This is a genomic window from Streptomyces sp. NPDC091292 (assembly GCF_044757265.1).
Classification (GTDB): domain Bacteria; phylum Actinomycetota; class Actinomycetes; order Streptomycetales; family Streptomycetaceae; genus Streptomyces.
This window is the reverse complement of the sequence record NZ_JBIVUQ010000013.1, coordinates 86989-108244: the sequence shown is the minus strand read 5'-3', so window position 1 is coordinate 108244 and position 21256 is coordinate 86989. Positions and strand designations below refer to the sequence as shown.

Here is a 21256-nt window from a genome sequence, read left to right as displayed (position 1 = left end):
TCATGAGGTGAGCCTGGGCATGCCCCAGCTGCCCGCACCCGACTACCCGGCCGATGTCCACGCCCGGCTCACGGCGGACGCCAAGGAAGTCATCGCCCGCTACCCGGACTCCCGGTCCGCGCTGCTGCCGCTGCTCCACCTCGTCCAGGCCGAAGAGGGCCATGTCACGCGCACCGGCATGAAGTTCTGCGCGGACATCCTCGACCTGACCACCGCCGAGGTCACCGCGGTCGTCACCTTCTACACCATGTACCGGCGCAAGCCGAGCGGTGACTACCAGGTCGGCGTCTGCACCAACACGCTCTGCGCGGTGATGGGCGGCGACGCCATCTTCGCCACCCTCCAGGAGCACCTCGGCGTCGGCAACGGCGAGACCACCGACGACGGCAAGGTCACCCTCGAACACATCGAGTGCAACGCGGCCTGCGACTTCGCGCCCGTCGTGATGGTCAACTGGGAGTTCTTCGACAACCAGACCCCCGACTCCGCGAAGCGCCTCGTCGACGACCTGCGCGCGGGAGAGACCGTCCGGCCCACGCGCGGCGCGCCCCTGTGCACCTTCAAGGAGACCGCCCGGATCCTGGCCGGCTTCCCCGACGAGCGCCCCGGAGCCGTCGAGGCGACCGGCGGCGCGGGCCCCGCCTCGCTCGTCGGACTCCGCCTGGCCAAGGGCGAGGACGCCGCCCCGCGCGTGGTCCACCCCCGCGCCGGCGCCCCCGAGGACCGCGCACCCCAGGACCGCGCACCCGAAGACCGGCAGCAGCCCGGGTCCGAGCACCGCAGCTCGCACGACGCACCGCAGAACACCTCGGCGTCCGACCCGTCCCACCCCGCGGGTCCGGTGTCCGAGGAGGGGGAGTGATGACTGTGACAGCCGAGCTGAACGACACGGACCCGGAGAAGGTGCTCGCACCCGTACTCTCCGCCTTCTGGGACGAGGACAAGTCCTGGACGATGGACGTCTACCGGCGCCACGACGGGTACCAGGGCCTGCGCAAGGCCCTGGCCATGTCGCCGGACGACCTCATCGCCTACGTGAAGGAATCGGGCCTGCGCGGGCGCGGCGGCGCGGGATTCCCCACGGGCATGAAGTGGCAGTTCATCCCGCAGGGAGACGGCAAGCCTCACTATCTAGTTGTCAACGCCGACGAATCGGAGCCCGGGACCTGCAAGGACATCCCGCTCCTCTTCGCGAACCCGCACAGCCTCATCGAGGGCATCGTGATCGCCTGTTACGCGATCCGTTCGGAACACGCGTTCATCTATCTGCGCGGTGAGGTCGTCCCCGTGCTGCGCAGGGTGCACGAGGCCGTACGCGAGGCGTATGAAGCGGGCTACCTCGGCAAGAACATCCTGGGCAGCGGACTCGATCTGGAACTCACCGTGCACGCGGGCGCGGGCGCGTACATCTGTGGTGAGGAGACCGCGCTGCTCGACTCGCTCGAAGGCCGCCGTGGTCAGCCGCGACTCCGTCCCCCTTTCCCTGCCGTCGCCGGCCTCTACGCCTGCCCCACTGTTGTCAACAACGTGGAGTCCATCGCGTCGGTTCCCGCGATTCTGCACAAGGGCAAAGAGTGGTTCAGGTCCATGGGCAGCGAGAAGTCCCCGGGCTTCACGCTGTACTCGCTCAGCGGCCATGTCACGAGCCCCGGCCAGTACGAGGGACCGCTCGGCATCACGCTGCGCCAACTCCTCGACATGAGCGGCGGGATGCGCGCCGGGCACCGGCTGAAGTTCTGGACCCCGGGCGGCTCGTCCACCCCGATGTTCACCGACGAACACCTTGACGTCCCGCTGGACTACGAGGGCGTGGGCGCCGCCGGTTCCATGCTCGGCACCAAGGCGCTCCAGTGCTTCGACGAGACGACCTGCGTCGTACGGGCCGTCACCCGGTGGACGGAGTTCTACGCCCACGAGTCCTGCGGCAAGTGCACCCCCTGCCGTGAAGGCACGTACTGGCTCGTCCAGTTGCTGCGGGACATCGAGGCAGGCAAGGGCACCATGAGCGACCTCGACAAGCTGAACGACATCGCCGACAACATCAACGGCAAGTCGTTCTGCGCGCTCGGTGACGGAGCCGCGTCCCCGATCTTCTCCTCGCTGAAGTACTTCCGTGACGAGTACGAGCAGCACATCACCGGCCGGGCGTGCCCCTTCGACCCCGCACGGTCGACCGCCTGGGCCGACGGCCCCATCGACACCACGGAGGTGAACGCATGACGGTCACCACTAGCGCTCCCTCCGGGGGCGGCGAGGCGGCGCCCCCGCCCGAGGACCTCGTGGCCCTGACGATCGACGGCATCGAGATCAGCGTGCCCAAGGGCACCCTGGTCATCCGGGCCGCCGAACTGCTGGGCATCGAGATCCCCCGGTTCTGCGACCACCCGCTCCTCGACCCGGCCGGCGCCTGCCGCCAGTGCATCGTCGAGGTCGAGGGCCAGCGCAAGCCGATGGCGTCCTGCACGATCACGTGCACGGACGGCATGGTCGTCAAGACCCAGATCACCTCGCCCGTCGCCGAGAAGGCGCAGCGCGGTGTGATGGAGCTGCTGCTGATCAACCACCCGCTGGACTGCCCGGTCTGCGACAAGGGCGGCGAGTGCCCGCTCCAGAACCAGGCCATGTCGGTCGGCTCCCCGGACTCCCGCTTCGACGGCAAGAAGCGGACGTACGAGAAGCCCGTGGCGATCTCCACACAGGTGCTCCTCGACCGTGAGCGGTGTGTGCTGTGCGCCCGCTGTACCCGGTTCAGCAACCAGATCGCGGGCGACCCGATGATCGAGCTGATCGAGCGGGGCGCGCTCCAGCAGGTCGGTACCGGCGAGGGCGACCCCTTCGAGTCGTACTTCTCCGGGAACACCATCCAGATCTGTCCGGTCGGCGCGCTCACGTCGGCGGCCTACCGGTTCCGTTCACGCCCCTTCGACCTGGTGTCGTCGCCCAGTGTGTGCGAGCACTGCTCCGGCGGCTGCGCGTCCCGCACCGACCACCGGCGCGGCAAGGTCATGCGCCGCCTGGCGGCCGACGACCCGCAGGTCAACGAGGAGTGGATGTGCGACAAGGGCCGCTTCGGCTTCCGGTACGCACAACTGCCCGACCGTCTCACCCAGCCCCTGGTGCGCAACAAGGACACCGGTGAGCTGGAGCCCGCGAGCTGGCCCGAGGCGCTGGACGTGGCGGCCCGCGGTCTCGCCGCGGCGAAGGGCCGTGCCGGTGTCCTGACCGGCGGCCGGCTCACCGTCGAGGACGCCTACGCGTACAGCAAGTTCGCGCGCGTGGCGCTCGACACCAACGACATCGACTTCCGCGCGCGCGTGCACAGCAGCGAGGAAGCCGACTTCCTGGCCGCCCGCGTGGCCGGCCGGGGCCACTCCCTCGACGGCACGGGCATCACGTACGACAAGCTGGAGGGCGCGTCCGCCGTCCTGCTCGTCGGCCTGGAGGCCGAGGAGGAGGCGCCCGGCGTCTTCCTGCGGCTGCGCAAGGCGTGGCGTGCGCACGGACAGCGCACGTTCTCGCTGGCGACCCACACCACCCGCGGTCTGGAGAAGGCCGGCGGCACCCTGCTGCCCGCCGCGCCCGGCACCGAGACGGAGTGGCTGGACGCCCTCGCGAGCGGTGTCGGACTCGACGGGGACGGCGCGCGGGCCGCCGAGGCGCTGCGCGCCGACGGCGCCGTCATCGTCGTCGGTGAGCGCCTGGCCGCCGTGCCGGGCGGGTTCACCGCCGCCGTACGGGCCGCCACCGCGACCGGTGCCCGGCTGGTGTGGATCCCGCGCCGCGCCGGTGACCGGGGAGCCGTCGAGGCGGGCGCCCTGCCGTCGCTGCTGCCCGGCGGACGCCCGGCGACCGACCCGCGCGCGCGGGTAGAGACCGCCGCCGCCTGGGGCATCGCCGAACTCCCGCTCCGCTACGGCCGCGACACCGGCCAGATCGTCGAGGCCGCCGCGACCGGTGAACTCGGTGCCCTGGTCGTCGCCGGCGTCGAGGTCGCCGACCTGCCGGATCCGGCACGCGCGCGGGGAGCACTCGAAGCGGTCGGCTTCCTCGTCTCGCTCGAACTGCGGCCCAGTGAGGTCACCCGGCGCGCCGACGTGGTCCTCCCGGTCGCCGCGGTCGCCGAGAAGGCGGGCACCTTCCTCAACTGGGAAGGCCGCGCCCGCACCTTCGAGGCCGCGCTCAAGCCGGAACAGATGGTCCGCCGGCTGGCGCCCACCGACGCGCGCGTGCTCCAGATGATCGCCGACGCCATGGACGTACATCTGGGCCTGCCCGACCTGCGTACCCTGCGCGGCGAACTGGATCGGCTCGGCGCCTGGGACGGCTCTGTGGCCACCGACCCGCTGGAGACCTCGGCCCAGCCGCCGCGCCCGGCAGCGGGCGAGGCCGTGCTCGCCGGACACCGGCTGCTGCTCGACCAGGGCCTGCTTCAGCAGGGCGACACCGCGCTCGCCGGGACCCGGCACGCGGCCGTCGCCCGACTGTCGGCCACCACGGCGGCCGAAGTCGGCGTCAAAAGCGGTGACGTTCTCGCCGTCTCCGGGCCCGCGGGCGGCACGGAACTGCCGCTGCTGGTGACGGAGATGCCCGACCGTGTGGTCTGGCTCCCGCTGAACTCCACCGGGGGCGGCGTCGCCGCCGACACGGGCGCGCGCCCCGGTGAACTCGTCCGTATCGGACCGGCGGTGGCGCCGGTGTCACAGGAGGTCACGGAGGTGACGTCATGACGCCGGACACGGTGACTTCGCTCGCCCTGGAGAACCTGTCGATGTTCGGCCGCGACCCCTGGTGGCTCGTGGTCGTCAAGGCGGTGTTCTGCTTCGCCTTCCTGATGGTGACCGTGCTGTTCTCGATCGTGTGGGAACGCAAGGTCGTCGCCTGGATGCAGCTGCGCATCGGCCCCAACCGGCACGGCCCCTGGGGCATGCTCCAGTCGCTCGCCGACGGCATCAAGCTGATGCTCAAGGAAGACCTGATCGTCAAGCGCGCCGACAAGGCCGTCTACGTCCTCGCCCCCGTGGTCGCCGCGATCCCCGCCTTCATGGCGATCGCCGTGATCCCGTTCGGGCCCGCCGACAACCAGGTCTCGATCTTCGGCCAGCGCACCACGATGCAGCTCACCGACCTGCCGATCGCGATGCTCTACATCCTCGCGGTCGCCTCCGTCGGCATCTACGGCATCGTCCTCGCCGGCTGGAGCTCCGGATCCACGTATCCGCTGCTCGGCGGGTTGCGCTCGGCCGCGCAGATGATCTCGTACGAGATCGCGATGGGCGCCGCCTTCGCGTCGGTGTTCCTGTACTCCGGTTCGATGTCGACGTCGACGATCGTGGAGGCGCAGGCGGACCGCTGGTACGTGCTCCTGCTGCCGGTGTCGTTCGTGATCTACATCGTGACGATGGTCGGCGAGACCAACCGCGCGCCGTTCGACATGCCGGAGTCCGAGGGCGACCTCGTCGGCGGCTTCAACACCGAGTACTCCTCGATCAAGTTCGCGATGTTCATGCTCGCCGAGTACGTGAACATGGTGACGGTGTCGGCGGTGTCGGTGACCCTCTTCCTGGGCGGCTGGCGGGCCCCATGGCCGATCAGCACCTTCTGGGAGGGCGCCAACGTCGGCTGGTGGCCGATGCTCTGGTTCGTTCTCAAGGTGCAACTGCTGCTGTTCTTCTTCATCTGGCTGCGCGGCACCCTGCCCCGCGTCCGCTACGACCAGTTGATGAAGCTGGGTTGGAAGGTCCTCATCCCGGTGTCGGTCGTCTGGCTGATGCTGGTGGCGACCGTGCGGACCCTGCGGAACGAGAACTACGACTTCGCCGAGATCGCGCTCTACGTCGGCGGCGGAATCCTTGCCCTGCTGCTGCTCTCGTTCGTCGTGGACATCTTCCGCGACAAGGGCCGCGGCCAGGCGGCGTCCGGTGCCGAACCGGTCGACGAACCCGTCGGCTTCGACCCGATGGCGGGCGGATTCCCCGTGCCACCCCTGCCTGGTCAGACCCTTCCCCCGGTGCCGCGGCGACGCCCGCGCCGGGAGCGGGAGCTGATTGTCAGTGGTGGGTCGGATACTGCGAGTGACGGTGTTGAAGGAAAGGAGGCGTCCGATGACTGAGCGATCCAGGGAGCCCAGCGAGTCAAGCGAGTCCAGGGATACCGCACAGGGGTTCCAGAATCCCGTGGCCGGCTTCGGCGTGACCTTCAAGGCCATGTTCAAGAAGCGGCTGACCGAGCAGTATCCGGAGCAGCAGAAGACGACCGCGCCGCGATTCCATGGCCGGCACCAGCTCAACCGGCATCCGGACGGCCTGGAGAAGTGCGTCGGCTGCGAGCTGTGCGCCTGGGCCTGCCCCGCCGACGCCATCTATGTGGAGGGCGCCGACAACACCGACGAGGAGCGCTACTCGCCGGGCGAGCGGTACGGCCGGGTGTACCAGATCAACTACGCGCGCTGCATCCTCTGCGGCCTGTGCATCGAAGCGTGCCCCACGCGCGCGCTGACGATGACGAACGAGTTCGAACTCGCCGACAGCAGCCGCGAGAACCTGATCTACACCAAGGAGCAGCTGCTCGCGGGGCTCGAAGAGGGCATGGTCGACACCCCGCACGCGATCTACCCGGGCACCGACGAGCAGGACTACTACAACCTGCTGGTCACGCACGCCGCCCCGGGCACCACCCAGCAGGTCGCCGTCTCCAAGGGCGAGCGGCCGGGCGCGGACACAGCGGCCGACGCGGGGAGTTCGGGGGCCTCCGGTGCTTCCGGTGGCTCTGGTGCTTCCGGTGCTTCCGAGAAGGGGGCGCAGGCATGAGCCAGCTCGCCGCCTACTCCACATCGACCGGCGAGGCGTTCCAGTTCTGGATCCTCGGCTCGGTCGCCCTGATCGGCGCGCTGTGCACGGTGTTCATGAAGCGGGCCGTGCACAGCGCCCTCTGTCTCGCCGCGACGATGATCGTTCTGGCGATCTTCTACCTCGCCAACGGCGCCTACTTCCTGGGCATCGTCCAGATCGTCGTCTACACCGGCGCGATCATGATGCTGTTCCTCTTCGTCGTCATGCTCGTCGGTGTCTCCGCCGCGGACTCGCTGAAAGAGACCATCAAGGGACAGCGCTGGCTGGCCCTGGTGTGCGGACTCGGCTTCGGGATCCTCCTGATCGCCGGCATCGGCAACGCCTCGATCACCCAGTTCACGGGCCTGACGACGGCGAACGCCAACGGCAATGTGGAGGGCCTCGCGGCCCTCATCTTCACCAAGTACGTCTTCGCCTTCGAAATCACCGGCGCCCTGCTCATCACGGCGGCGGTCGGCGCGATGGTGCTCACGCACCGCGAGCGCACCGAGCGCGCGAAGACCCAGCGCGAGCTGGCCGAGGAGCGCGTACGCGAGGGCAAGCACCTGCCGCCGCTGCCCGCCCCGGGTGTCTACGCCCGGCACAACGCCGTCGACATCGCCGGTCTCCTCCCGGACGGCACCCCGTCCGAGCTGACCGTCAACCAGACGCTGCGCGCGCGGGGCCAGATCCGCGATGTGTCGGCCGAGGCCATCGACGACCTGAAGGCGCTCGAACAACGCTCCGAGGATCGTCTGGAGCGGACGCGTCCCGAGGAGGCGTCGAAGTGAATCCGGTCAACTACCTCTATCTCGCCGCCCTGTTGTTCACGATCGGTGCCACCGGCGTGCTCATCAGGCGGAACGCGATCGTGGTGTTCATGTGCATCGAGCTGATGCTCAATGCCTGCAATCTCGCGTTCGTCGCCTTCTCGCGCATGCACGGCAATCTCGACGGCCAGATCATCGCGTTCTTCACGATGGTCGTCGCCGCCGCGGAGGTCGTGGTCGGGCTCGCGATCATCGTGTCGCTGTTCCGTTCCCGCCACTCGGCCTCGGTCGACGACGCCGACCTGATGAAGCTGTAAGGGGTCGCTGAATCGTGGAGAACCTGATCGCGCTGCTGGTAGCGGCGCCCCTGCTCGGAGCTGCCGTCCTGCTGTGCGGCGGCCGGCGCCTGGACCGTATCGGCCACTGGCTCGGTACGGCGCTCGCCGCCGCCTCGTTCGTCGTCGGTGTCGTCCTGTTCGCCGACATGCTCGGCAAGAGCGCCGACGACCGCACCCTGCACCAGCACCTGTACAGCTGGATCCCCGTCGAACGCTTCCAGGCGGACGTCGCGTTCCAGCTCGACCAGCTGTCGATGACGTTCGTGCTGCTGATCACCGGTGTGGGCACCCTGATCCACATCTACTCGGTCGGCTACATGGAGCACGACGAGCGCCGCCGCCGCTTCTTCGGCTATCTGAACCTGTTCCTCGCGGCGATGCTGCTCCTGGTCGTCGCCGACAACTACCTGCTGCTCTACGTCGGCTGGGAGGGCGTCGGCCTCGCCTCGTACCTGCTGATCGGCTTCTGGCAGCACAAGCCCAGCGCGGCCACCGCCGCGAAGAAGGCGTTCCTGGTCAACCGGGTCGGCGACATGGGTCTGTCGATCGCCATCATGCTGATGTTCACGACCTTCGGGACCTTCGCCTTCGGGCCGGTCCTGGGCTCGGTGGGCGACACGTCCGAGGGCAAGCTGACGGCGATCGGTCTGATGCTGCTGCTCGCCGCGTGCGGCAAGTCGGCCCAGGTACCGCTGCAGTCCTGGCTCGGCGACGCGATGGAGGGCCCGACTCCGGTCTCGGCCCTCATCCACGCCGCGACCATGGTGACCGCCGGTGTGTATCTCATCGTCCGCTCGGGCGCGATCTTCAACGGCGCGCCCGACGCCCAGCTCGCCGTCGCCGTCGTCGGAGCGGTCACGCTCCTGTTCGGTGCGATCGTCGGTTGCGCGAAGGACGACATCAAGAAGGCGCTGGCCGGCTCGACCATGTCGCAGATCGGGTACATGGTCCTGGCCGCCGGACTCGGCCCCATCGGCTATGTCTTCGCGATCATGCACCTGGTGACGCACGGCTTCTTCAAGGCGGGTCTCTTCCTCGGCGCGGGTTCCGTGATGCACGGGATGAACGACGAGGTCGACATGCGCAAGTACGGCGGCCTGCGGAAGTACATGCCGATCACGTTCGTCACGTTCGGCCTCGGCTATCTGGCGATCATCGGCTTCCCCGGCCTGTCCGGCTTCTTCTCCAAGGACAAGATCATCGAGGCGGCGTTCGCCAAGGGCGGCACCGAGGGCTGGATCCTCGGTGGCGTGGCCCTGCTCGGCGCCGCGATCACCGCGTACTACATGACGCGCGTGATGCTCATGACCTTCTTCGGCGAGAAGCGCTGGCAACCGGACGCTGATGGCCATGAGCCGCACCCGCACGAGTCCCCGAAGTCCATGACGATCCCGATGATCGTCCTCGCCTTCGGTTCGGTCTTCGCGGGCGGCTTCTTCAGCATCGGCGACCGCTTCCTGAACTGGCTGGAGCCCGTCACCGGCCACACGCACGGGCACTCGCCGCTCAGCGCCCTCACGGTCACCCTGTCCACCATGGTGGTCCTGGTCGTCGGCGCCGCCGTCGCGTACGCGCAGTACGGCCGGCGGCCCGTCCCGGTCACAGCCCCGCGCGGCTCGCTGCTCACCCGCGCCGCCCGGCGCGACCTCCTCCAGGACGACTTCAACCATGTGGTCCTGGTCCGTGGCGGCGAGCACCTGACGCGCTCCCTGGTGTACGTCGACCACACCCTGGTCGACGGCGTGGTCAACGGCACGGCGGCCTCGGTCGGCGGCCTCTCCGGGCGTCTGCGCAAGCTCCAGAACGGCTACGCACGCTCGTACGCCGTCTCGATGTTCGGCGGTGCGGCCATCCTCATCGCCGCCACCCTGCTGATGAGGGCGGTCTGATACCGATGTCCTTTCCTCTGCTGACAGCGACGGCGGCGCTTCCGGCGGTCGGTGCGATCGCCACCGCCGCCGTGCCCGCCGCCCGGCGCACCGCGGCCAAATGGCTCGCGCTGCTCGTCTCGCTCGCCACCCTGGTGCTCGCGGCGGTCGTCCTCGTCCGCTTCGAGCCCGGCGGCGCCCGATACCAGCTCACCGAATCCCACGCCTGGATCCCGGACTTCGGGGTGCGGTACGAGTTGGGGGTCGACGGCATCGCGGTCGCCCTGATCGCGCTCACCGCCCTGCTGATCCCGTTCATCATCCTGGCCGGATGGCATGACGCGGACCCGCTGGAGACGAAGAGTTCCCGGTGGCGGCCGACGCAGGGCTTCTTCGCCCTGATCCTGGCCGTCGAGGCGATGGTGATCATCTCCTTCGAGGCCACCGACGTCTTCCTGTTCTACATCTTCTTCGAAGCCATGCTCATCCCGATGTACTTCCTCATCGGCGGCTTCGGGGACCGGGCGCACGAGCACGGCGACGAGACGGCCGCGACCCAGCGGTCGTACGCGGCCGTGAAGTTCCTGCTGTACAACCTCGTCGGCGGCCTCATCATGCTGGCCGCCGTCATCGGCCTGTACGTGGTCGCGGGGAACTTCTCGCTCCAGGAGATCGCGCAGGCGCGGGCCGCCGGCACGCTCGACATGGCGACCAACACCGAGCGGCTGCTGTTCCTCGGCTTCTTCTTCGCGTTCGCCGTGAAAGCGCCTTTGTGGCCGTTGCACACCTGGCTGCCCAACGCCATGGGTGAGTCGACCGCGCCCGTCGCCGTACTGATCACGGCCGTCGTCGACAAGGTCGGCACCTTCGCGATGCTCCGCTTCTGCCTCGGCCTCTTCCCGGAGGCGTCGAAGTGGGCGACTCCGGTGATCGTGGTCCTGGCCCTCATCAGCATCATCTACGGCGCGCTGCTCGCGGTCGGTCAGCGCGACATCAAACGCCTGGTGGCGTACGCGTCGATCTCGCACTTCGGGTTCATCGTCCTGGGCATCTTCGCGATGACCTCGCAGGGCCAGAGCGGCGCCACGCTGTACATGGTCAACCACGGCATCTCGACGGCCGCGCTGATGCTGGTCGCGGGCTTCCTGATCTCCCGGCGCGGCTCGCGGCTCATCGCGGACTACGGGGGGGTGCAGAAGGTCGCCCCGGTGCTCGCCGGCACCTTCCTGATCGGCGGTCTGGCGACCCTGTCACTGCCGGGACTCGCGCCCTTCGTGAGCGAGTTCCTGGTGCTGGTCGGCACCTTCGAGCGCTATCCGGCGGCGGGCATCATCGCGACCTTCGGCATCGTCCTGGCCGCGCTCTACACCCTCGTCCTGTACCAGCGGACGATGACGGGCCCGGTCAAGGCCGAGGTCGCCAAGATGCCCGATCTGCGGGTGCGTGAACTCGCTGTGATCGCCCCGCTGATCGCGGTGCTGATCTTCCTCGGTGTCTATCCGAAGCCGCTCACCGAGATCGTCAACCCGGCGGTGCGGCACACCATGTCCGACGTCCAGCAGAAGGACCCCAAGCCCGAGGTGGAGGCGGCCAAGTGAGCGCATCAGCCGTCCACAGCCTGTGGACAACGGCGGCCGATCCGATCTCCAAGATCGAGGCGCCCAAGATCGAGTATGCCCAGCTGTCGCCCACGCTGATCGTCATCGGCGCGGCCGTCCTCGGGATCCTCGTCGAGGCTTTTGTCCCGCGTAAGTCCCGTTACTACGCACAGTTGTTCCTCTCTGTCGTCGCCCTGGCCGCCGCGTTCGCCGCGGTGATCGCCCTGGCGGCCGGCGGGTACGGCACGACAAAGGCGCACATCGCCGCCATGGGGGCCATCGCGGTCGACGGCCCCGCCCTGTTCCTCCAGGGCACGATCCTGCTGGTCGGGCTGCTCTCGGTGTTCACCTTCGCCGAGCGGCACCTCGACCCGGCGGTGCACGGCAACCGCGTCGACTCGTTCGCCGCCGAAGCCGCCGCCGTGCCCGGCAGCGACAGTGAGAAGGCGGCGGTCAAGGCCGGGTTCACCACCACCGAGGTGTTCCCGCTGGCGATGTTCGCCATCGGCGGCATGCTGGTCTTCCCCTCGGCGAACGACCTGCTGACGCTCTTCATCGCCCTGGAAGTCTTCTCGCTCCCGCTCTACCTCCTGTGCGCGGTGGCCCGCCGCAAGCGGCTCATGTCGCAGGAGGCGGCGGTCAAGTACTTCCTCCTCGGAGCGTTCGCCTCCGCGTTCACCCTCTTCGGCATCGCCCTGCTGTACGGGTACGCGGGCTCCGTCTCGTACGCCACGATCGCGCAGGTCGTCGAGGGCACCGTCGCCGACGTCAACCCGGCGCTCGCCGACACCATGGGCAATGACGCGCTGCTGCTCGTCGGGTCCGCCATGGTCGTCATGGGCCTGCTGTTCAAGGTCGGCGCGGTCCCGTTCCACATGTGGACCCCGGACGTGTACCAGGGCGCCCCGACGCCCGTCACGGGCTTCATGGCCGCCGCCACCAAGGTCGCCGCGTTCGGCGCCCTGCTGCGCCTGCTGTACGTGGTGCTGCCGGGTCTGCGCTGGGACTGGCGGCCGGTCATGTGGGCCGTCGCGATCATCACCATGCTGGGCGGCGCGATCGTCGCGATCACCCAGACCGACATCAAACGCCTGCTCGCGTACTCGTCCATCGCGCACGCGGGGTTCATCCTCGCGGGTGTCATCGCCACCTCGCCCGACGGCGTCTCCTCGGTGCTCTTCTACCTGGGCGCGTACTCCTTCGTGACGATCGGCGCGTTCGCCGTCGTGACGCTGGTACGGGACGCGGGCGGCGAGGCCACGCATCTGTCGAAGTGGGCGGGGCTCGGCCGGAGGTCGCCGCTGGTGGCGGCCGTGTTCGCGGTGTTCCTGCTCGCCTTCGCGGGCATTCCGCTGACCTCCGGTTTCGCCGGGAAGTTCGCCGTCTTCAAGGCGGCGGCCGAGGGCGGCGCGGGTGTGCTGGTCGTGATCGGTGTGATCTCGTCGGCCATCGCCGCTTTCTTCTACATCCGGGTGATCGTGCTGATGTTCTTCAGCGAGCCGCGGCCCGAGGGTCCGACGGTCGCCGTGCCGTCGCCGCTGACGATGACCGCGATCGGGGTGGGGGTGGCGGTCACGGTGGTGCTGGGTGTGGCGCCGCAGTACTTCCTTGATCTGGCGGGTCAGGCGGGGGTGTTCGTCCGGTAACAGGCCGTGTGCGGTGCCTGTGCCGGTGTGAACCGGTTCTGTGGCCCGGTGCCCCTTGGGGGTGCCGGGCCACAGGCGTGTGGTGGCGGGGTGCGGGGGCGCGCGGGCGGATCGTGCGCTCCGTGGGCCTGTGGATAACTCCTTGTGTGTCGGTGCGGGCGCCTATCGTGGCTGTGGTGGCGGAAGTACGGAGCACGGGGGCAGGGCGATGACCGGGATGGGTGGGATCGGCGGAATGACCGAGGCGAGTGGGGCGGCAGGGGAGGCGGAAGTGTCTGCGGTGGGCGGCGTCGACGGAGGCGCGCGGAGTGAGGCGCTGGAGACCCTTCAGCGGGTCTTCGGGTACGACGCGTTCCGGGGCGAGCAGGAAGCCGTCATCGAGCACGTGGTCGCGGGTGGCGACGCGGTGGTGCTGATGCCGACCGGTGGCGGCAAGTCGCTGTGCTACCAGATCCCGGCCCTGGTCAGGCCCGGCACCGGTGTGGTGGTCTCCCCGCTGATCGCTCTCATGCAGGACCAGGTGGACGCGTTGCGGGCGCTCGGTGTGCGGGCCGGGTTCATCAACTCCACGCAGGACTTCGACGAACGGCGCGTGGTCGAGGCGGAGTTCATGGCGGGCGAGCTGGATCTGCTCTACATGGCGCCGGAGCGGCTGCGCCTCGACTCCAGCCTGGACCTCCTCTCGCGCGGCAAGGTATCGGTCTTCGCGATCGACGAGGCGCACTGTGTGGCGCAGTGGGGCCATGACTTCCGGCCCGACTATCTGGCGCTTTCGGTGCTCGGCGAGCGCTGGCCCGACGTGCCCCGGATCGCCCTGACCGCGACAGCCACGCGCGCGACGCACCAGGAGATCACCCAGCGGCTCGGCATGCCCGGCGCGCGGCACTTCGAAGCGAGCTTCGACCGGCCGAACATCCAGTACCGGATCGTGTCCAAGGCCGACCCGAAGAAGCAGCTCCTGACCTTCCTGCGCGAGGAGCACCCGGGCGACGCGGGGATCGTGTACTGCCTCTCGCGCGCGTCGGTCGAGAAGACCGCCGAGTTCCTCACGCGGGGCGGCATCGAGACCGTGCCGTACCACGCGGGTCTGGACGCCGGGACGCGCGCCGCCCATCAGTCGCGTTTCCTGCGCGAGGACGGCCTAGTCGTCGCCGCGACCATCGCGTTCGGCATGGGCATCGACAAGCCGGACGTACGGTTCGTGGCCCATCTCGATCTGCCCAAGTCGGTCGAGGGGTACTACCAGGAGACGGGTCGCGCGGGGCGCGACGGGCTGCCGTCCACGGCCTGGATGGCGTACGGCCTCCAGGACGTCGTGCAGCAGCGCAAGATGATCCAGTCCAGCGAGGGCGACGAGGCGTTCCGACGCCGGGCCGCCGGCCATCTCGACGCGATGCTCGCCCTGTGCGAGACCGTCCAGTGCCGGCGCGCGCAGCTCCTGACCTACTTCGGCCAGGACCCGTCCACGCCGACCTGCGGCAACTGCGACTCCTGCCTGACCCCGCCGGAGACCTGGGACGGCACGGTGGCGGCGCAGAAGGTGCTGTCGACGGTGGTGCGGTTGCAGCGGGAGCGCGGGCAGAAGTTCGGCGCGGGACAGATCGTCGACATCCTGATGGGCCGTAAGACGGCCAAGATCATTCAGTTCGACCACGACCAACTGTCCGTCTTCGGCATCGGCGAGGATCTGGCGGAGGCCGAATGGCGGGGCGTGGTACGGCAGTTGCTCGCCCAGGGGCTCCTCGCGGTCGAGGGTGAGTACGGCACTCTCGTGCTGACCGAGGCGAGCGGGACGGTGCTGCGGCGCGAGCGGGACGTACCGCTGCGCAAGGAGCCCAAGCGGGCCACGGCCTCCCGGTCGGGCGGGAGCGGGGGGAGCAAGGGGGAGCGCAAGGCGAAGACGGCCGCCGTCGAACTGCCCGAAGAGCTGCTTCCGGTCTTCGAGGCCCTGCGGGCCTGGCGCGCCGAACAGGCCAGGGAGCAGGGCGTTCCGGCGTATGTCATCTTCCATGACGCGACCCTGCGAGAGATCATCACGGCGGCGCCGAGATCCATCGGGGAGCTGGGTGGGATCAGCGGGGTCGGCGAGAAGAAGCTGATGACGTACGGGGAGGGTGTGCTCGGGGTTCTGGCGGCGCAGGGATCGGGTGGCGGCGGGGTGGCGGCCGTCGCGGGTCGTTCGGGGGCCGACGAGGGGGACTCCGGGTGGGAGCGGGAGCCCGAACCGGAGGAGCCGGAGGACGACTTGGGCTGGTAGCGGCGGCCCGTTCCGGTTCGCTCCCGGCTCGCTCCGGCTCTCCTGGTTCGGTTTCGGGTCGGTCCCGCGTCGGGGCTACCGCGCCGGTGCGATCCGCCCTCGTACCTCGCCGAGTGCGACCCGGGTGCCGTCCGGGCCCGGGGCCCAGGCGGTGAGGGTCACCTCGTCGCCGTCCTCCAGGAACGTGCGCTTGCCGTCGGGCAGTTCAAGGGGGTCGCGGCCGTTCCAGGTGAGTTCCAGGAGGGAGCCGCGTTCGGCTTCGGTGGGGCCGCTGACGGTGCCGGAGCCGTAGAGGTCGCCGGTGCGCAGGGACGCGCCGTTGACCGTCATATGGGCGAGCTGCTGGGCGGCGGTCCAGTACATGGTGGCGAAGGGGGGTTCCGAGACGGTGTGGCCGTTGATGGCGACGGTGATGCGGATGTCGTAGCCGCCGGGTTCGTCGACGGCCTCCGTGGAGTCGTCCAGGTAGGGCAGCAGGTCGTGGGTGCGTGCGGGCGGGGCGGTCCGGGCGTCGTCCAGGGCGTCCAGCGGTGTGATCCACGCGGAGACGGAGGTGCTGAAGGACTTGCCGAGGAACGGGCCGAGGGGCACGTACTCCCAGGCCTGGACGTCCCGTGCGGACCAGTCGTTGAGCAGGCACAGCCCGAACACGTGCTCGCGGAAGTCGCGCAGGGCCACCGGGGCGCCGAGTGCGGTGGGGACGCCGACGACGAAGCCGACCTCGGCCTCGATGTCGAGCCGTACCGAAGGGCCGAAGACGGGGGCCGGGTCGGCGGGCGACTTGCGCTGGCCGTGCGGCCGGACGACGTCCGTGCCGGAGACGACGACCGTGCCGGAGCGGCCGTGGTAACCGATCGGCAGATGCTTCCAGTTGGGGGTCAGCGAGTCCTCGGCGTCGGGGCGGAAGATCTGGCCGACATTGCGGGCGTGGTTCTCGGATGCGTAGAAGTCGACGTAGTCCGCGACCTCGAACGGCAGATGCAGGGTCACATCGGACAGGGGGTGCAGCAGGGGCCGTAGCGTGTCGCGGTGGGCGGGGACCGTCACCCAGGCGGTGATCGCGCGCCGTACGTCGCTCCAGGCCGTCCGCCCGGCCGCCAGGAGGGCGTTCAGCGTGGGCTGGGCGAGCAGGGACACGTACGGGGAGCCGAGGGCCGCCGCCGCCGCTCCGGCGTCCAGGACGTAGGAGCCGAGGCGCACGCCCACGCGCGGGGTCTGCTCCGGGTCCTCGGCGGATCCGCGGGAGAACACGCCGTACGGAAGGTTGTGCGGGCCGAAGGGGTCACCCGCCGGAAGCCCGAACGGGTCGCTCCCGGGACGGCCGGACGGGGCACCCTCGGGAAGGTCGAGCGGGGTCTGCTCGTGCTGCTCGGGCATCGGCTGCTGCCTCGCTTTCCGTGTGGTTGTGGCACACGTTACGTGGGAGTTCCCTCCAAGGGCAGCGGCTAAAGAGTTCGCAATGTCCGATTGATGAGCCTTGCTGGATTGTTCTGTTCCGCCCTGGCGTTCTTGGGGGATGCGGACGCGGTGAGTGCGTTCGTCTGGCCGACCACCGGCACCGAGGAGCCGCGGTGGCTCGTCGAGGGGCGGGCGCGGACGGCCGTGCACGGCACTACGCGGATAGCGGACCGTCGCCGCGACGGCCGGTACGAACCGCTCGACTTCAACCCCCGGACGGGCGCGCGGTTCCGGCTCTTCGGGAGCGGGTCCGGGATCGATGTCGTCCGGGCCCTGCACCTGGATCTGACCGGTCGCGGTGTTCCCGAGGGGGAGCTGCGCGCCGGCCACCGGTATGTCGTGGAGAACATCGACCCGCCCGCCCTCGTCGCGTACCGCCGCAGCCGGGTACACGACGCCGCACGCCCCCGCGCGCGCCACCGGCACCGAGTTGGCGTGGCTCGCCTCCGACGATCTGAAGCCGTTCGCCACCTCTGTACCAGCGGTGGCGCGGCGGGCGGCGCGGGAGCGGCCCCACCACGGCGTAGGCGTGCGCCGGACGGTTGGGTCGGCTCGGTCGGTTCAGCCGGTTCAGCAGGTTCTGTCTGTCAGTTCGTCATCCTGGGGGAGGGACTTCGTGGTGCGACCCGTCGCGGTGATCGGGGCCGGACCGTTCGGCCTTTCGACCGCCGCCCACCCGAGGTGTTCGAGGTGTTCGAGGTGGGACTCGACTCGGGGGAGCAGTTCACGGCGCGGGCGGTCGTCGTCATTACGGGGCAGTCCGCCCTGGAGACGGCGGCGCTCGCGGCGGAGGCGGGCGCACGGGTGTGTGTGGTGGCGCGCGGGCGGGGCGCCGTCGCCTTCGGTGCGCCCCCGTGGGAACAGCCAGGGTGGCGCCCGGAGTCGCCGTTCGGCCGGGCCTGGTCGCTGTACGCGATCAGCCACTACCCCCACCCCTATCGGTTTCTGCCCCCGCAGGCCCGCCACTACCTGGTCCGCCGGTTGCTCGGGCCGCCCGGCGCCGGTCAGGGCCGGGGAAGGGTCCACGCGGGCGAGTCGGTCGGGGGCGGCGGTCGTACCTCAAGGGCGGACTCGGCGATGTCCTCGTCCGCGCCCGCGTCGCCGGAGGGCAACCGTCCCCGGGCATCGGGCCGGTAGTACAGCCCGTACGCCCAGAACTCCGGCATCTCGTGCCCCATGAGGTCGGGAAAGGGGCTGATCTCGATCTCCCCGTAGCGCTCGTTGATCCGTGCGACGGCCTCCGCGCGGGAGATCCCGAACCGCTCGGTCATCTCCTGCGCGATATCGCGGAAGTACGCGAGCATGCCCTCGTCGAGGTGCGTCAGGAATTCTTCGGTCATGACGTCGATTGCCCTCACTCGTCTGTGGATGGAACGGGTGAGGTCTCGTGCGAGGGCGCGCGGGGGCCGGGCCGCGCGCCCTGCCCCTACCCCGTGGCGCCTCTCCGCGCAACCGCCATCCCGCTGACCCCCGAAGGGTCCGTATTCTCTCGGATCATGGCCGCACTCGCATATGCCCTCATCGCCACTGACCTCGACGGGACCCTTCTGCGGGACGACGACTCGCTGTCGTCCCGTACCCGTTCCGCTCTCTCCCACGCGCGCGTGGCCGGGGCGCTGCATCTCGTGGCGACGGGACGGCCCGTACCGCAGGTCGTCCCCGTCCTGCGGGCCCTCGGGCACCGGGGGCTCGCGGTGTGCGGGCAGGGCGCGCAGTTGTACGACGCCGGCGCGGACCGCATCGTGTGGTCCGTGACGCTGGACCGTGAGGTCGCCGAGGTCGCGCTCGGCAAGATCGAGGCCGAGGTCGGCCCGGTCTGCGCGGCGGTCAACCAGGACGGCACCGACGGCCTGATGCTGATGGAGCCGGGCTTCACGGTGACGCATCCGACGCTCTCCGGGGAGCGGGCCCGGGGCCGCGACGACCTGTGGGTCCGGCCGCTGACCAAGGTGCTGATCCACCACCCCGGCCTCGCCGAGGACGCCCTCGCGGAGGTGGCCCGCGCGGTCGCCGGGCATCTCGTCACGGTCACGACGGCGGGCCCCGGCGCGGTGGAGCTCCAGCCCTACGGCATCACCAAGGCGACAGCGCTCGCCCTCGCCGCCGAGCGCCTGGGTACGTCCCCCGAGGCCACCATCGCCTTTGGTGACATGCCCAACGACATCCCTATGTTCCTGTGGGCGGGACACGGCGTCGCGATGGCGAACGCGCACGACGACCTGAAGGCGGTGGCCGACGACGTGACCCTGTCGAACGAGCAGGACGGCGTGGCCGCGTACCTGGAGCGCCTGTTCCCGGCCGCCACAGGACCGGCCGAGCCCACGCAGCGGCTGTTGCCCACGCGCGCGTAGAGGCCGTTCCCCCCCCGCGCGCGTAGGTGACGTTTTCCCGCCGTGCCGTCGTTCACCCCGCCGTGCGCGGGATGCGTTTCTGCCAGGTCCGGTGGAACACCACCTCGTTGCCGCTCCGGCACACCACCTCGTTCGCGGTGACGAAATCCGTGGCGTCGCAGGTGATCGACGACGTGGTGTGCACGGAGGTGTCCCAGGCCAGGTCGGGGCGGTGCAGGCGGATCGACCAGGTCGCGTCGGTGCGGGCGGAGAGCGGGTCGGCCGCGTCGATCGTGTACGTCTCCAGGGCGTCCTCGGTGAATTCGAGGCCGTCGGGGTAGATGCGGGTGCCGCCGTAGCGCGGGTCGACCTCCAGGCGCCAGGTGCCCTGGGCGACGTCCCGGACGATCAGCCGTTCCGGGCGCTGTTCGTCCAGCGTCCTCGGCGAGACGACGCCCAGGGGCGGCGCCTGCTCGGGGGCCTCGAAGGCGATCCGCCGCTCACCACCCCCGGCGGCCCGCCCCTCACCACCCCCGGCGCCCCCGTGGGACGACTCCCGCGCGCGTACGGGCAGTTCCAGGGCGCTGCCCTCCGGATGCAGTGTGAAGCCCGCCTCCGAACCGGGCTGCGGCCAGATCCACGGCCAGTACGCCGAGGAGACGGCCAGCCGGATGCGGTGCCCCGCCGGGAACGCGTACCCGATGCCGTTCAGGTCGAACTCGACGGTCTCCGTGGCGCCCGGCGGCCACTCGGCCACCCGGTCCCGGCCGTGGCGCGCGGACAGATTCAGCACCCCGCGCGTGACGAGCGTCGACGCCCCGTCCGGCGCCACATCGCACAGCCGCGCGACGACCTGCCCGCGCTCCACGGGACACGTCAGCCGCAGCCGGACCCGGGGTCGGCCCAGAACCCACACGTCGTCCGGTACCTCGAACTCGAAGCACGCCGACTTCGCGTCCTCGTCGCGCTGGTCCGGCGGCAGATCGGCGTCGTTGCCGAACGGGAAGAAGCGGCCCGCCTCCAGACCGGTGTGCTGGGGTGACCGTACGATCACGGGCGCGCCGTCGAGCGCGTACGGCACAGAGGCGACGTGCGGCGACGGCCAGGACGGCTCGCCGACCCAGCGGCCCGGCAGCTCCGCGTACACCGTGGCGGGCGGATGCGCGTCGGTGACGTACGAGCGCAGCGCGGGCTCCGCCATGATCCCGGTGTCCTTGCCCTTCAGATGCTGGTCCCACCAGCGCAGCGTCTCCTGGAGGAACCCGATCGCGGGCCCCGGCGGCAGCCCCCGGTCGGGGTACTGGTGCGACCACGGCCCGATCAGACCCCGTACCGGACCGGGCAGATGTTCGACCAGGCGCAGGACGGTGTCGCGGTACGGGTCGTGCCAGCCGCCGACCGCGAGGACCGGTGCCTTGATCGCCGCGTAGTCCTCGCAGACGCTGCCGTGCCGCCAGTACGCGTCCCGGGTCTGGTGGCCGAGCCAGGTGTGCACGAACGGGTCCACGGCCTCCAGGCGCCGTACCCACAGGTCGCGCCACGCGTCCCCGACGTACACCGGGTCGGGCGGCCGGGACACGAACGCGAGCATCGTCGCCGCCCATGCGTGCATGTCCACCGCCAGGAGGGAACCACCCATGTAGTGCACGTCGTTGTCATAGCGGTCGTCCGTGGAGCAGACGGTGACGACCGCCTTGAGCGGCTCGGGCGCGAGGGCCGCGATCTGGAGGGAGTTGAAGCCGCCCCAGGAGATGCCGAACATGCCCACCGAGCCGTCGCACCAGGGCTGCGCGGCGAGCCAGTCGACGACCTCCACCCCGTCGGCCAGCTCCGTCGCGGAGTACTCGTCGCCCGGCAGCCCCTCGGAGTTGCCGTGCCCCCGGATGTCGACGCGGACGGAGGCGTAGCCGTGGCCCGCGTACCAGGGGTGGCGCTGCCAGTCGCGGGGCGCGGTCCAGTCGGTCAGCCGGTAGGGCAGGTATTCGAGCAGCGCGGGCACGGGCTCGCCGGTGACCGGGCGCCAGACCCGCGCGCACAGCGTGGTGCCGTCCGGCAGCGGGATCCGGATGTCCTCGCGGGTCGTTTCGTACGGGAAGGAAGTGCGGATGTGCATGAGCGGTGACCTCGATCGGACGGGGCGTCGGTGATCTCCGTGAGCGGGCTG

General features: G+C 70.1%; 15 protein-coding genes and 2 pseudogenes. 14 read left to right on the top strand and 3 right to left on the bottom strand.

Annotation, left to right across the window (positions count from 1 at the left end; all coding sequences use genetic code 11):
• Window positions 1–19 precede the first annotated feature (19 nt).
• The 11 genes from nuoE (at window position 20) to recQ (ending at window position 15304) form a co-directional block, all read left to right on the top strand.
• A complete protein-coding gene (nuoE, locus tag ACIQNU_RS29615; protein ID WP_401372253.1) occupies window positions 20–862 on the top strand; it encodes an NADH-quinone oxidoreductase subunit NuoE in 843 nt (280 codons plus the stop codon).
• The gene (gene nuoF, locus ACIQNU_RS29610) at window positions 859–2220 is read left to right on the top strand and encodes an NADH-quinone oxidoreductase subunit NuoF (RefSeq protein ID WP_401372252.1); all 1362 of its coding nucleotides are present in this window, start codon (window positions 859–861) and stop codon (window positions 2218–2220) included. The genes nuoE and nuoF overlap by 4 nt, the downstream gene beginning before the upstream one ends.
• Window positions 2217–4727: an NADH-quinone oxidoreductase subunit G gene (locus ACIQNU_RS29605; protein ID WP_401372251.1), complete on the top strand. Its 2511-nt coding sequence runs from the start codon at window positions 2217–2219 to the stop codon at window positions 4725–4727. Before nuoF ends, ACIQNU_RS29605 begins: the two co-directional genes overlap by 4 nt.
• A complete protein-coding gene (gene nuoH, locus ACIQNU_RS29600) occupies window positions 4724–6109 on the top strand; it encodes an NADH-quinone oxidoreductase subunit NuoH (RefSeq protein WP_401372249.1) in 1386 nt (461 codons plus the stop codon). The genes ACIQNU_RS29605 and nuoH overlap by 4 nt, the downstream gene beginning before the upstream one ends.
• Window positions 6102–6806 carry an NADH-quinone oxidoreductase subunit NuoI gene (gene nuoI, locus ACIQNU_RS29595; protein WP_401372248.1) on the top strand — a complete coding sequence of 235 codons (705 nt, stop codon included), beginning with the start codon at window positions 6102–6104 and terminating at the stop codon, window positions 6804–6806. The genes nuoH and nuoI overlap by 8 nt, the downstream gene beginning before the upstream one ends.
• On the top strand, window positions 6803–7618 hold the full coding sequence (locus ACIQNU_RS29590) for an NADH-quinone oxidoreductase subunit J (protein WP_401372246.1): 816 nt from the start codon (window positions 6803–6805) through the stop codon (window positions 7616–7618). The genes nuoI and ACIQNU_RS29590 overlap by 4 nt, the downstream gene beginning before the upstream one ends.
• Window positions 7615–7914: an NADH-quinone oxidoreductase subunit NuoK gene (gene nuoK / locus ACIQNU_RS29585; RefSeq protein WP_389879939.1), complete on the top strand. Its 300-nt coding sequence runs from the start codon at window positions 7615–7617 to the stop codon at window positions 7912–7914. Before ACIQNU_RS29590 ends, nuoK begins: the two co-directional genes overlap by 4 nt.
• Before the next feature lie 14 nt (window positions 7915–7928).
• Complete coding sequence (nuoL, locus tag ACIQNU_RS29580) at window positions 7929–9824, top strand: NADH-quinone oxidoreductase subunit L (protein WP_401372244.1); 1896 nt, start codon at window positions 7929–7931, stop codon at window positions 9822–9824.
• A 5-nt stretch (window positions 9825–9829) separates the two neighbouring features.
• Window positions 9830–11401: an NADH-quinone oxidoreductase subunit M gene (locus tag ACIQNU_RS29575; protein ID WP_401372243.1), complete on the top strand. Its 1572-nt coding sequence runs from the start codon at window positions 9830–9832 to the stop codon at window positions 11399–11401.
• Window positions 11398–13047 (top strand): NADH-quinone oxidoreductase subunit NuoN, encoded by a 1650-nt coding sequence (nuoN, locus tag ACIQNU_RS29570; RefSeq protein WP_401372242.1) that lies wholly within the window; start codon window positions 11398–11400, stop codon window positions 13045–13047. Before ACIQNU_RS29575 ends, nuoN begins: the two co-directional genes overlap by 4 nt.
• 235 nt (window positions 13048–13282) lie before the next feature.
• Complete coding sequence (recQ, locus tag ACIQNU_RS29565) at window positions 13283–15304, top strand: DNA helicase RecQ (RefSeq protein WP_401372240.1); 2022 nt, start codon at window positions 13283–13285, stop codon at window positions 15302–15304.
• Between the two features lie 75 nt (window positions 15305–15379).
• On the opposite strand, the gene fahA is transcribed toward recQ, so the two are convergent.
• A complete protein-coding gene (fahA, locus tag ACIQNU_RS29560; RefSeq protein ID WP_401372238.1) occupies window positions 15380–16681 on the bottom strand; it encodes a fumarylacetoacetase in 1302 nt (433 codons plus the stop codon).
• Window positions 16682–16936: 255 nt separating this feature from the next.
• Between fahA and ACIQNU_RS29555 the strand changes: the two are divergent.
• Window positions 16937–17267 (top strand): annotated as a pseudogene (locus ACIQNU_RS29555) (ATP-grasp domain-containing protein); the annotation flags it as partial.
• A gap of 188 nt (window positions 17268–17455) precedes the next feature.
• Window positions 17456–17839, top strand: a pseudogene (locus ACIQNU_RS29550) (NAD(P)/FAD-dependent oxidoreductase); the annotation flags it as partial.
• Here the strand turns inward: ACIQNU_RS29550 and ACIQNU_RS29545 are convergent.
• The gene (locus tag ACIQNU_RS29545; RefSeq protein WP_401372236.1) at window positions 17767–18102 is read right to left on the bottom strand and encodes a hypothetical protein; all 336 of its coding nucleotides are present in this window, start codon (window positions 18100–18102) and stop codon (window positions 17767–17769) included. The pseudogene ACIQNU_RS29550 and the gene ACIQNU_RS29545 overlap by 73 nt on opposite strands.
• 153 nt (window positions 18103–18255) lie before the next feature.
• Here ACIQNU_RS29545 and ACIQNU_RS29540 point away from each other — a divergent pair, with 153 nt between their 5' ends.
• Window positions 18256–19113, top strand: coding sequence for an HAD family hydrolase (locus tag ACIQNU_RS29540; protein ID WP_401372434.1), 858 nt, complete (start codon window positions 18256–18258; stop codon window positions 19111–19113).
• A gap of 52 nt (window positions 19114–19165) precedes the next feature.
• Here ACIQNU_RS29540 and ACIQNU_RS29535 read toward each other — a convergent pair whose 3' ends face one another.
• Window positions 19166–21205 carry a CocE/NonD family hydrolase gene (locus ACIQNU_RS29535; protein ID WP_401372235.1) on the bottom strand — a complete coding sequence of 680 codons (2040 nt, stop codon included), beginning with the start codon at window positions 21203–21205 and terminating at the stop codon, window positions 19166–19168.
• Window positions 21206–21256: the final 51 nt, after the last annotated feature.